General features: G+C 28.7%; 7 protein-coding genes, 1 tRNA gene and 3 riboswitches. Of the genes, 6 read left to right on the top strand and 2 right to left on the bottom strand.

What is annotated here, in order from left to right; all coding sequences use genetic code 11:
- Positions 1-34: 34 nt before the first annotated feature.
- Positions 35-140, bottom strand: a riboswitch (SAM riboswitch).
- Positions 141-230: 90 nt separating this feature from the next.
- Positions 231-1,217: a lipoate--protein ligase gene (locus tag KGF41_RS12345; protein ID WP_227841859.1), complete on the bottom strand. Its 987-nt coding sequence runs from the start codon at positions 1,215-1,217 to the stop codon at positions 231-233.
- Positions 1,218-1,385: 168 nt separating this feature from the next.
- Positions 1,386-1,562: riboswitch (Lysine riboswitch) on the top strand.
- Between the two features lie 144 nt (positions 1,563-1,706).
- On the opposite strand from KGF41_RS12345, the gene KGF41_RS12340 reads away from it, so the two are divergent.
- From KGF41_RS12340 to KGF41_RS12310, 6 genes are all read left to right on the top strand, one after another.
- Positions 1,707-3,437, top strand: coding sequence for a Na+/H+ antiporter NhaC family protein (locus tag KGF41_RS12340; RefSeq protein WP_227829714.1), 1,731 nt, complete (start codon positions 1,707-1,709; stop codon positions 3,435-3,437).
- 111 nt (positions 3,438-3,548) lie between these two features.
- A tRNA-Leu gene (locus KGF41_RS12335) sits at positions 3,549-3,629 on the top strand.
- A gap of 699 nt (positions 3,630-4,328) precedes the next feature.
- Positions 4,329-4,433, top strand: a riboswitch (glycine riboswitch).
- Positions 4,434-4,639: 206 nt separating this feature from the next.
- Positions 4,640-7,114: an aminomethyl-transferring glycine dehydrogenase subunit GcvPA gene (gene gcvPA, locus KGF41_RS20900; RefSeq protein ID WP_255611413.1), complete on the top strand. Its 2,475-nt coding sequence runs from the start codon at positions 4,640-4,642 to the stop codon at positions 7,112-7,114.
- Positions 7,114-8,571, top strand: coding sequence for an aminomethyl-transferring glycine dehydrogenase subunit GcvPB (gene gcvPB, locus KGF41_RS12320; protein WP_227829713.1), 1,458 nt, complete (start codon positions 7,114-7,116; stop codon positions 8,569-8,571). Before gcvPA ends, gcvPB begins: the two co-directional genes overlap by 1 nt.
- Before the next feature lie 168 nt (positions 8,572-8,739).
- Positions 8,740-9,687, top strand: coding sequence for a DMT family transporter (locus KGF41_RS12315; protein WP_227856700.1), 948 nt, complete (start codon positions 8,740-8,742; stop codon positions 9,685-9,687).
- A gap of 236 nt (positions 9,688-9,923) precedes the next feature.
- Entirely contained in the window at positions 9,924-12,281 is a 2,358-nt protein-coding gene (locus KGF41_RS12310) for an HAD-IC family P-type ATPase (RefSeq protein ID WP_227829711.1), read from the top strand.
- A 94-nt stretch (positions 12,282-12,375) separates the two neighbouring features.
- Here the strand turns inward: KGF41_RS12310 and KGF41_RS12305 are convergent, their stop codons facing one another.
- Positions 12,376-12,693: a pyrimidine/purine nucleoside phosphorylase gene (locus KGF41_RS12305; RefSeq protein WP_227829710.1), complete on the bottom strand. Its 318-nt coding sequence runs from the start codon at positions 12,691-12,693 to the stop codon at positions 12,376-12,378.
- Between the last annotated feature and the right edge of the window lie 157 nt (positions 12,694-12,850).

Here is a 12,850-nt window from a genome sequence, read left to right as displayed (position 1 = left end):
CTGAGTATAAACTCAGGCTTTAAAAGCTAATTTAAACTCATCTTTCAGTACAATACTGCAGGATTTAGCACCAATGTATATTAAAATATACTGGTTGCTGGGTTTCATAGGGCCAGTCCCTTCACCACTCTGGATAAGAAGTATTAATTTTTAATTATGTTATAAATATTAGCATGATTTTTTGTATCTGTAAACATAATTTTATAAATATTTTAAAATTTTTGTTATTTTTACTTAACACCTAAAATTCCAGAAACTAAAATATTAGTATCAGCACCCAAGAAATAGTCATTTATTTCAATTGTATCTAAAATAGTTCTCAATGAATTTTCCTCATGTTTTGTACCGATAAGTTTATCTTCTACAAAAGATACATCGTACTTCCCAAAGAAATCTCCAAAAAACTTTATACTAGTTATTATACCTTTATCAACATTTAAATTAAATTCTACATTTCCACCAACATATTTTAATTCATTTGAAAGAGAGTATTTCGGTGAATTACCAAAGTTCCAATCCCAAGTTTCATATTTTGATTTAGTAAGTTTTTCTATTTCCTCTATGTCATGTTTACTTAGAGAATAATTTGTATTATCAGCATTTGTCGCAGAAAGATAATTCATTATAGCATCTTTAAACTCAAGTATATCCATATCAGACTGTAAATGTTCACTTATATTGGTTACACGAGACTTTACAGATTTTATACCTTTACCCTCAAATTTTATGGGTTTTACTTTTAGTGCATTTGAAAGGTCATTTATCTCAGATGAAAATAAAAGTGTCCCATGATGCATTACTTTATTTTTATAGTTATGTTGAGCATTTCCAGAGAATTTTTTGCCATCTATAAGAAGGTCATTTCTTCCAGAAAACTCAGCACTGACATCTAAGGTTTTAAGTAAGTCTATTATTGGTTGAGTGAATCTTCTGAAATCACTAAAACTATTATTATTACAAGCTATAAATGTAAAGTTTATATTTCCTAAATCATGAAATACAGCTCCTCCACCAGATTGTCTTCTAACAACTGGTATTGAATGTTCTCTTATATATTCTAAGTTTATTTCAGAAAGTGTATTTTGATTTTTTCCAACAATTATAGATGGTTCATTCCTCCATAAAATAAATAAATCTTCGTCAAAATTTTTAAGTAGATATTCTTCCATTGCTAAATTGAAATAAGGGTTTGTTTTTTCATTGTAAATTAATAACATTAAAGTAATTCCTCCATATAATTGATAAAATTTTTTTAGCTGATTTTAGTACAATTAATTTTATAATTCGACAATGATATAAAAAATCCTTTAAAGTAAAATTTTTAAAACTTCCTTGCAAAGTTTAAATAAATAATATATACTCAAAATATATTTAATAAAAGTGAATAAAAGGGTAGAGGCGCAATAATCTATCAGTACTAATAAGGAGTTAAGCACAAAGAATTATTGGGAAAGGGGATATTGCCGAAGTTTTATAATCGATGCTTTAAGATTATATTGCTGGGGGTACATAAAATATATGTACAACTGTCACAGGTTTATTTGTGGTGAGCTATCATTTAAGGAATTATATTATATTTGTTTTTTAGTATTATCAATGTATGTAATGTTTAAGCCTTGAGTGTTTACCACTCAAGGCTTTTTTATTTTATCATAACCCATAATACCCTATATAATTCACAAAATTAAAAAGAGAGGGAGATTTATATGAGAAATAAAAAATTTAACATTATTTTTCTGACGACAATTATGTTTATAATGTCAACTGTAATGGTATTTGCAGAGGAAGATATAGATACTATTGCATTAGCTAACGCAGAAAAATTTGGAATCTTAACTTTAATACCACCATTAGTTGCTATAATACTTGCATTTATAACTAAAAATGTAATAATTTCTTTGTTGCTAGGAATTCTTTCTGGGAGTTTTATAATTCAAGTCAGTGGCGTTAATGTATTTGCTGCATTTATACAAGCATTTTTAGACTTAGTAGATAGAGCTTTAGTATCTCTATCAGACCCGTGGAATGCGGGGATAATACTACAAGTCTTAGCAATTGGGGGAGTAATAAATCTTGTTGCCAAGATGGGTGGTGCCAAGGCTATAGCTGAAGCACTTGCAAAGAGAGCAAAATCAGCTAAAGGGACACAGATTATAACTTGGTTTTTAGGTCTTTTAGTTTTCTTTGATGATTATGCTAATTCATTAATTGTAGGGCCTATGATGAGACCTGTTGCAGATAAAATGAAAATATCAAGAGAAAAATTAGCATTTATAATAGATGCTACAGCAGCACCAGTTGCTGGGCTTGCCATAATATCTACATGGATAGGTCTTGAAGTTGGTTTAATACATGATGCTTTTGAAAGTATAAGTGTAGATGTTGATGCGTTTGGCATATTTTTAAATACAATACCATTTAGATTTTATAACATATTAATATTAGCATTTATTGTAATTTCAGCGTTATTATTAAAAGAATTTGGACCAATGAGAAAAGCTGAAATAAAATCTAGAAGTAGAAAAATTGGCACAGACCTTGATGAAGGCGTTGAAGAATTGGATGATTTAGCTCCAAAAGATGGAGTAAAATTAAGTGTATGGAATGCTATAATTCCAATAGGTACATTGATAGTAGTTGCACTAGCATCATTCTATTATAGTGGATATACATCTATAATGGGAGGTGAAGATAAGACTTTAATACAATTATTTACAAATTCACCATATTCTTTTGAAGCAATAAAAGAAGCATTTAGTGCATCTGATGCATCTAGAGCATTATTCCAATCTGCATTAGTTGCAAGTTTAGTTGCTATTATAATGGCTGTAGTTAAAAAGATTTTTACAGTATCAGAAGCAATTGATGTTTGGATAGATGGAATGAAAAGTTTAGTAATCACTGGTGTAATATTAATACTTGCTTGGTCATTAAGTTCAGTAATAAAAGAGTTAGGTACAGCTAAATTCTTGATACATTTATTATCTGGTTCATTGCCTCCATTCTTGCTACCAAGCTTAATATTTGGATTAGGAGCAATAATATCTTTTGCTACTGGAACAGCTTATGGAACAATGGGTATACTTATGCCACTTGCAATACCACTTGCATATTCACTAAATCCTGATATGTCTTATGTAATAGTAAGTACAAGCGCAGTTTTAACAGGTGCAATATTTGGAGACCATTGTTCCCCAATTTCAGATACAACAATACTTTCTTCAATGGGAGCTGGATGTAATCATATAGACCATGTTAATACTCAAATGCCATATGCCATATTTACAGCAGTAATTACTATTGTATTTGGATATATACCAGCTGGATTTGGATTGCCAATATATATAGTATTGCCAGTTGCTATAGTAGCTGTATTTGTAGGTCTTCAAATTATAGGTAAGAAAGTAGATGAAGTAGAAGTAGAACTTGCAGAATAAGGCTGTAAATGAATTTCACCTTCTATTATCATTATTTTATTTATTTTTAGATAATTTAAAAAAGTTATTGAAAATAATAGCGAAATATAGTAAAATAAAAGAGTGATATAAGCGGATGTGGCGGAATTGGCAGACGCACTAGACTTAGGATCTAGCGCCATTGGCGTGGGGGTTCGACTCCCTTCATCCGCACTTTACAGTACTTAGTTGTGCTGAAAAAAACTGGGGTTGCTGGCTTTCGGAGTGGGCTATCCCGTTTTTATTTTTTGATAAATAACTATCTTAAAACATAATGCAAACATTTCTACTTTTTTTTAAATCGAAAAAATAACTAAAAGTTAGATTATCCACAGAAAAATTGAAATTATAAGCAGTTACAAAGGATTTAAGAAGTTATTTTACCATTAATTTACTACTTATGAATGAGTCTTGATACGATGAAAAATACTAGAAAAATCAATATATGATAGATTGGCACTTTAATATGAGGTGCTTTTTTTAAATGACTAAAATTTTAAAAATATTCAAATCACATAACCATTCAATAGTTGTAATTCTATTAAAAATATTCTATTTTAAAAATCTTATTTTTCACAAGTTTAAAATTGTAAACGATTTCATCAAGTGTATGAATATACTTTTAACATGTTATAGTAAATCTCAATACAAATTTACATTTGGTTATTTGTGTGTTATTTTAATAATAAATTAAGTGAAAATGTTATTTTGCATTAATATATAATATCTTTGCAGAAGAGTGAATAATATAAAAGAGAAATGATTGATAATAAAAACTTAACAAAAAAATTAATACATAAAAAAAAATAAATATAATGTGTTGACATTTGATTTAAATATTCATAAAATAAAATTGAAAATAAATATTTCCAAGTGAGATTAGCGAGAGAGACCTTTATACAAAAAGGCGCCGAAGAAGAAATTTAAGAAATGCCAATCCTTAGAGAAGCTTTCAGGCAAAAATATCGCTAATTGATGGGACTCTGGAGAGACTTAAGTTAAATACTATAAGTCACCGAAGAAGCAGAATAATATTAAATTATTAAATCTTTCAGGTATACAAACAGGGATATATAGGCTAGGATTATTTTCTATGCTTATATATTTTTTTTATGAGAAAATACAGGACATAGTGGTGAAGTTGCTTAAATATAATAGGTTTAATTTTATGGGGAGGGTTATATATGAATGAATTAAAAAGAGTGCCTTTGTATAATACACACAAAGAGCTTGGTGCAAAGCTTGTTGAATTTGCTGGCTGGGAGATGCCTTTGGAATATGAAGGAATAAACAAAGAGCATAAAATGGTTAGAAAAAGTGCAGGTATATTTGATGTATCTCACATGGGAGAAGTAGAAGTAAAAGGAGTAGAATCAGAAAAATTTATACAAAACCTAGTTACGAATGATATAAGTGGATTAAAAGTCAATGACATCATATATACACCTATGTGCTATGAAAATGGTGGAGTTGTTGATGATTTATTAATATATAAGTTTGGGGAAGAAGATTATTTGTTAGTAATAAATGCAGGAAATATAGACAAAGATGTTGCCTGGATAATCAAGCAAAGTGAAGGATATAAAGTAAATATAAAAAATATATCTAATGAAGTTTGTCAATTAGCAGTTCAAGGACCTAAAGCAGAAAAAATTCTTCAAAAAATCACAGACATAAATTTAGAATCAATAAAATTTTATAAGTCAATGCCAGAAGTAAAAGTATCTGGATACTCTTGTTTAGTTTCAAGAACAGGATATACTGGAGAAGATGGTTTTGAAATATATTGCAAAAATGAACATGTAAAAGCAATTTGGGATGAAGTCCTAAAAGTTGGAGGAGAAGATATATGTCCAGCTGGTCTAGGTTGTAGAGATACTTTAAGGTTTGAAGCAGCCTTACCTCTATATGGACATGAAATAAATGAACACATATCTCCACTTGAAGGAGGATTATCTATTTTTGTAAAAGTAAATAAGGAATCATTTATTGGCAAATCAATCTTAGCAGAAGAAAAAGAAAATGGGATTAAAAGAAAATTAGTAGGATTTGAAATGCAAGGCAAAGGGATGCCTAGAAATGGATATGATATAAAAGTTGGAGATAAAACAGTTGGTTTTGTAACTACTGGGTGTGCATCTCCAACAACAGGGAAAATCTTAGGTATGGGAATTATAGATGCTGAATATGCAAAAGCAGGAACTGAAATAGGTATAGCCATTAGAAAAAAAGTTGTTCCTGCTATAACAGTTAAGAAGCCTTTTTATAAAAAACAATATAAAAAAGATAATGTTGTAGTAAATAAAGAAAATAAATTTTCATATATACCTGCTACAAATGAAGATAAGATAAAAATGTTAAAAGTAGTTGGATTAAACTCAGTTGATGAATTATTTTCAGATGTACCAGATGAACTAAAATTAAAAAGAGATTTAAATCTAGACAGTGGAAAATCTGAATTAGAAGTTAGTAAAATAGTAAAAAGATTGTCAGAGGAAAATTTAAGTCTAGAAGATTTAACTTGTTTTCTTGGAGCTGGTGCGTATGACCATTATATTCCATCAATTATAAAACATATAACTTCAAGGTCAGAATTTTATACAGCATATACTCCATATCAAGCAGAAATAAGTCAAGGAACTTTGCAAGTAGTGTTTGAGTTTCAATCCATGATTGCAGAAATTACTGGTATGGAAATTGCAAATGCATCAATGTATGATGGAGCTACTGCTGCAATAGAAGCATGTATAATGGCAATGAATCAAACTAGAAAAAGTAAAATAGTAGTATCAAAGACTATACATCCAGAAACTTTATCAGTACTAAGAACTTATTTACAATATAAAGATTGTGAAATAGTAGAAATTGATTTTTGTAGTGAATATGGAACTACAGATATAGAAAAATTAAGAGCTTCTGTAGATAAAGATACAGCATGTGTCCTTATACAAACTCCTAACTTCTTTGGGATTATTGAAGAAATGGAAGGAATAGAAAAGATAACTCATGAAAATAAAGCCATGTTAATTATGAGTGTTGACCCAATATCATTAGGTGTTTTAAAAACACCAGGTGAAATAGGAGCAGATATTGTTGTTGGAGAAGCTCAATCACTAGGAAATCCTCTTAATTTTGGAGGTCCTTATGTAGGATTTTTGGCTAGTAAATCTAAATATACAAGAAAAATGCCAGGAAGAATAGTTGGGCAAAGTTTAGATACAGAAGGGAAAATTGCATATGTATTAACTTTACAAACTAGAGAGCAACATGTAAGAAGAGAAAAAGCAACTTCTAATATATGTTCCAATCAAGCTCTAAATGCTCTTGTAGCATCAATATACATGGCTACTATGGGTAAAGAAGGATTTAAAGAAGTTGGTATGCAATCAATGAAAAAAGCACACTATGCTTATAATAAACTTGTGCAAACAGGAAAATACAGACCTATATTTAAAGGCCGATTTTTTAAAGAATTTGCAGTACAAGGAAATCATAATATAGATACTATAAACGATAAACTTTTAGAAGAAAATATATTAGGTGGTTATAATTTAGAACACAATTATCCAGAATTAAAAAATTCAACTTTACTTTGTGTAACTGAAAAAAGAAGTAAAAATGAAATAGATAAGTTAGTTGGAATAATGGAGGGGTTATAATGAAAGAATATAATAGTTTGTTGATAGATATATCTAAAAAAGGCAGAAAAGCATACTCAATTCCAGAGTTAGATATAGATGATATAAAAATAGAAGATATGATTGACCCAAGTATGGCTAGACAAAATGAATTAAACTTACCAGAAGTTGGTGAATTAGAATTAGTTAGACATTATACTTTATTGTCAAATAAGAATTTTGGTGTTGATACTGGTTTTTATCCCTTAGGTTCTTGTACAATGAAATATAACCCTAAAATTAATGAAGATATGGCAGCACTTCCAAACTTTACTGGAATGCATCCATATCAATCTCCAGATACAGCACAAGGGTCTCTTGCTCTTATGTATGATTTATCAAATAAGCTTGCAGAAATTACAGGTATGGATGAAGTGACACTTCAACCTTCAGCAGGTTCACATGGTGAATTTACAGGTCTTATGCTGATAAAGGCGTATCATGAAAATAGAGGAGACTATAAAAGAACTAAAGTAATAATTCCAGATTCTGCACATGGAACAAATCCAGCAAGTGCAGCTATGGCGAATTTTGATGTAATTCAAATAACATCTGATAAAAATGGTGCTGTAGATATAGATGCGTTAAAAGAAGTTTTAAATGATGAAGTAGCAGCCCTTATGCTTACAAATCCAAGCACTCTTGGGCTATTTGAAAAAAATATAAAAGAAATAGCTGACCTTGTACATGAAGCAGGTGGTCTTTTGTATTATGATGGTGCAAACATGAATGCTATTATGGGAATAACAAGACCAGGAGATATGGGATTTGATGTAGTCCATCTTAATCTTCATAAGACATTTTCAACTCCTCATGGTGGCGGTGGTCCAGGGGCTGGACCTGTTGGAGCAAAAAAAGAGTTAGTGTCTTTTTTACCAATTCCAGTAATTGAAAAACAAGAAGATAAATATGTATTAAATTATGACAGACCAAAATCTATCGGAAAAATTAAAAATTTTTATGGAAATTTTGGTGTCCTTGTAAGAGCTTACACATATATATTAACAATGGGAAGAGATGGACTTAAAGAAACTAGTGAAATGGCAGTTCTAAATGCTAATTATATAAAAGAAAGTATAAAAGATGATTATATTTTACCAATAGATATTTTATGTAAACATGAGTTTGTATTAGGCGGATTACCAAGAGGAGAAGCAAATATAAAAACTATTGACATAGCAAAGCGATTGTTGGATTATGGATATCATCCTCCAACAATGTATTTCCCTCTTATTATAAATGAGGCGCTTATGATAGAGCCTACAGAAAGTGAGAGTATAGAAACATTAGATAGTTTTATTGAAGCTATGAAGAATGTCGCAAAAGAAGCTAAGGAAGAACCAGAATTACTAAAAACTGCTCCACATAATACTTTAGTTAAAAGAGTTGATGATGCAAGAGCAGTGAAAAAGCCTATATTAACATGGTCACAAAGATAAATAATAAAAATAATAAATAATTTAAATATACAAAAATTTTATATTTGTATTAAAAAGCTATCTAAACTATCTTAAATTAGATAGCTTTTTTGTGTATATGTTGACATACATGGTATGTACTGTTAAAGTTTTTTATATATTATTAGAAAATGTGAGGATGTTAAATTTATGAACAAGGTAAGTGATGTAACAAAAGGTTATACTTTAGGGGTATTGGCAAATATTCTATTTGGTTTTTCTTTTTATTTTACTAAGACAGTATTAAATTTGGTTGACAATAAGGTTTTTACAGTATTATCATTAAGATTTACAATTGGATTGATAGCAGTAATAGCATTATATAAGTTTAAATTTATAAGCTTAAACTTTAAAGGTAAAGATATTAAATCACTTTTGATTTTATGTATGTTTCAACCATTTCTATATTTTATGCTTGAGACACTTGGAGTTAAGTATACATCTACATCAGAATTTGGTGTTATGATATCTATGATACCAGTAGTTACAGGAATTATGGGAATTATATTTTTAAATGAAAAAATGAACTTGAAACAAGTAGTGTGCATCGCAATTGCAGTTTTTGGAGTTATAATAGTAAACTTACAAAATACAGGGAATCAAACAAGTAGCATGCTTGGAAGAATAATGATACTTGGGGCAGTAATTTGTGCTGGTGCATATGGTGTATATGTAAGAAAATTATCTAAAAGCGAATTTACACCAATTGAAATAACAGCAGCAATGCAACTAATTGGAACAATATCATTTACATCAATATCTGTTGGTGGTGAATTGATATCAGGGAGTCTAATAGAATATGCAAAAGGATTATTTAATATGGAGATTGTATTTCCAATAGTTTATTTGGGTATGGGGTGTTCTTTGTTAGCTATGTTTTTAAATAACTACTCAAGGTCTAAACTAGAGGCTGTAAAATCATCAATATTATCAAACATAGCTACAGTGGTATCTATATTTGCAGGAGTATTTCTACTGAATGAAGAGTTCAATCTTTATAGTATTGTAGGAAGTGTGCTTATAATAATTTCAATTATAGGAATGGTTATATATGGTAAAGAAAAATGTGAAGATTTGGAAACTGAATATACAGAGTAGTTTTATTTTATAGGATATAATAAATCTACTTATTCTTTTAACTTAATTTAAACTTAATAAAAATATATCGAAATTCATAAAAAATTTAGGAAATCTTAAGAATTATGATATTTAAATCTTTAGATTTATGTTTTATTATATAAACTATAATAAGATATATTAAACTAAATTAGAATTTTACAATATATTTATAGATATTAATGTTAAAGAAAAAGTTAAGTTGAAAGGAGTATAATATGGATAAAGTTAACCTAAAAAGATATAATTGTGATATAAATGTTGGATTAAACAGTGAACAACTTCAAAGTAGAATAGATGATAATTTAATTAATGTATTTGACAATGGAAAAACTAAAACATACAAGCAAATTTTTAAAGATAATATATTTACACTTTTTAATCTTATAAATATTGTTTTAGTTTGTTTGCTAGTTTCAGTTGGCTCTTTTAAAAATACCTTATTTATATTTATTGCTGTAATTAATACTATTATTGGTGTTATTCAAGAAATAAGAGCAAAAAGATTGTTGGACAATCTATCTGTTATAGTATCAAGCAAAGTATCTGTTATAAGGGAAAAAGAGAAAAGAGAGATTGATGTTCAGGAATTAGTGCTAGATGATATTATGATTTTAAAAACAGGAAATCAAATCTGTGCAGATTCAAAAGTTTTAGAAGGAAAGTTAGAGATAAATGAATCTCTAATCACAGGAGAATCTGATATTATTGTAAAAAACAAAGGCGATTTTTTATATTCTGGTAGTTTTGTAGTTTCTGGAGAGGCATTTGTAAAAGTTGAAAACATAGGAAAAGATAACTATGCAAATAAGATAGCTAATGATGCTAAAATTTCCAAGAAACACAATTCTCAACTTAGAAATTCATTAAATGCAATATTAAAAGTTGTTGGTGTAATAATTATTCCTTTAGGAATTATCTTGTTTGTAAAACAACATTTTGGAAATGGAGATTCTATAGCAACATCTGTAGTAGGTACTGTGGCAGCTGTAAATGGAATGATACCAGAAGGATTAACGCTACTTACAAGTATTGCTTTAGCTGTTGGGACAATAAAGCTTGCAAGTCACAAGACTTTAGTTCAAGAATTATATTGTGTAGAGACTCTTGCTAGAGTTGACACATTATGTCTTGATAAAACAGGTACAATTACAGAGGGTAAAATGCAAGTTGATGATGTAGTAATGCTTGAAAAAGTTGATATAAACGAGATAATGGGAAATTTGTGTAATTCTCTTAAAGATGACAATGCAACATTAAATGCTATAAGAGATAAATATGATATTTCAGATACATATAAAGTAAAAAATTTAATTCCATTCTCATCAGCAAGAAAATACAGTGGTGTTGTTTTTGAAAATGAAGGTACATACTTAATAGGAGCTTTTGAGTTTATTTTTAAAGATAGATATAAAGACTTAAAAATAGAGATTGAAAAATATTCTAAAGCAGGAAATAGAGTAATAGCTTTAGCTCATAGTAACTCTTATATGGAAGAGCATAATATACCTGAAGATATAAAACCGCTTGCTTTTATACTGATATTAGATAAAATTAGGGATGAGGCCAAGGAAACTTTAGAATTTTTTTATAATGAAGGTGTAGATATAAAAATTATATCTGGAGATAATCCTATAACAGTAAGTGAAGTAGCAAGAAAAGCAGGTCTTAAAACAGCTAATAGATTTATTGATGCAACAACATTTAAAAATGATAAAGACATATATGATGCTGTTGATAAATATAGTGTTTTTGGAAGAGTAAGCCCACAACAAAAGAAACAAATGATTATAGCATTAAAACAACAAAATCGTACAGTAGCAATGACAGGAGATGGTGTAAATGATGTGTTAGCACTTAAAGAAGCTGACTGTAGTATTGCTATGGCATCTGGAAGTGATGCTACCAAAAATGTTTCTAATTTAGTTTTATTAGATTCAAACTTTGCATCCATGCCAAAGGTTGTTATGGAAGGAAGAAAGGTAATCAATAATATTCAAAGAGCATCTTCTTTGTTTTTAGTAAAGACAATATTTTCATTCTTCTTGTCATTATTAACATTATTTTTCTTTAGTAGACAATATCCATTTGTACCAATTCAATTATCCTTGATTGGAGCTGTAACAGTAGGTATACCATCATTCTTTTTAGCTCTTGAGGCAAATAGAAGTAGAATTTCAGGAAATTTCTTGCTTAATATATTAAAAAATGCTTTACCAGGAGCACTATGTGTAACATTAAATGTAATTATTGTTTACAATATAGTCGAATATTTAGGTTATAGTTCAAGTGTATTTTCTACAATGTGTGCTATATTAACTGGTATATGTGGTCTTTTGATATTAAGACAGCAATGCTTGCCATTTAATAAAGAAAGATTATTTTTAATTGTAAGCATGACTATATCATTTGTTATTGGTATTCTATTTTTAGGTGGACTATTCTCCTTTGTAGCTCTAAGTAAAGAGCTAATCCTTATAACTATGGTATTAGCGGTATTAATGCCAATTATGATAAAAGTTATGTTATTTGTATTAGATGAGATACTAGACACAATAGCTCCAGATTTAAACTGACTTGAATAATATAAAAAAGAGCAACTTAATATTAAATAGAGTTGTTCTTTTTTTATTTACATTAAATTTTATATAAGAATATCATGTATATTTATTAATCAGCTATGTATGAACAGCAATAGTCAACAACTTCAGTTACTTTTAAATCAAAGCTTGAATCAGAAGGAACATTAAATTTTTGACCTTCTGTATATGTTACAAACTCATTGCTTCCAGGCAGTTTTACATCCATGCTTCCAGCAAGCATTTCCATTATTTCTTCTTCTCTAGTAGAAAAAGTGTACTCTCCAGGTAACATCAATCCTAAAGTTTTTCTTTCGCCATTAGGAAATATTAGTACTCTACTACTTACCTTACCATCAAAATAAACGTTTGCTTTTTTCACTGCATTAACATTTTTAAATTCACTCATTAGACAAGTCCTCCAAAATTATTTATTCATATATATTATATAAGAATAATGTAAAAATTACTATATATTTACAAATAAAATTTAGTATTTCTAAAAAAAATTAATAAAAATAAAATAAGGAAATATTTTTAAAATAATAAATGGTAAAAATTTTATA

It is taken from the genome of Clostridioides sp. ZZV14-6150 (assembly GCF_020657875.1).
Taxonomy (GTDB): Bacteria; Bacillota; Clostridia; order Peptostreptococcales; family Peptostreptococcaceae; genus Clostridioides.
This window is presented reverse-complemented; position numbering and strand designations above follow the sequence as displayed.

What these genes read in the sequence shown, in the direction of transcription:
- KGF41_RS12340 (WP_227829714.1), top strand. Translation starts at nt 1,707, where the DNA reads ATGAGAAATAAAAAATTTAACATTATTTTTCTGACGACAATTATGTTT.
- KGF41_RS12305 (WP_227829710.1), bottom strand. Translation starts at nt 12,693, where the DNA reads ATGAGTGAATTTAAAAATGTTAATGCAGTGAAAAAAGCAAACGTTTAT.
- KGF41_RS12345 (WP_227841859.1), bottom strand. Translation starts at nt 1,217, where the DNA reads ATGTTATTAATTTACAATGAAAAAACAAACCCTTATTTCAATTTAGCA.
- gcvPA (WP_255611413.1), top strand. Translation starts at nt 4,640, where the DNA reads ATGAATGAATTAAAAAGAGTGCCTTTGTATAATACACACAAAGAGCTT.
- gcvPB (WP_227829713.1), top strand. Translation starts at nt 7,114, where the DNA reads ATGAAAGAATATAATAGTTTGTTGATAGATATATCTAAAAAAGGCAGA.
- KGF41_RS12315 (WP_227856700.1), top strand. Translation starts at nt 8,740, where the DNA reads ATGAACAAGGTAAGTGATGTAACAAAAGGTTATACTTTAGGGGTATTG.
- KGF41_RS12310 (WP_227829711.1), top strand. Translation starts at nt 9,924, where the DNA reads ATGGATAAAGTTAACCTAAAAAGATATAATTGTGATATAAATGTTGGA.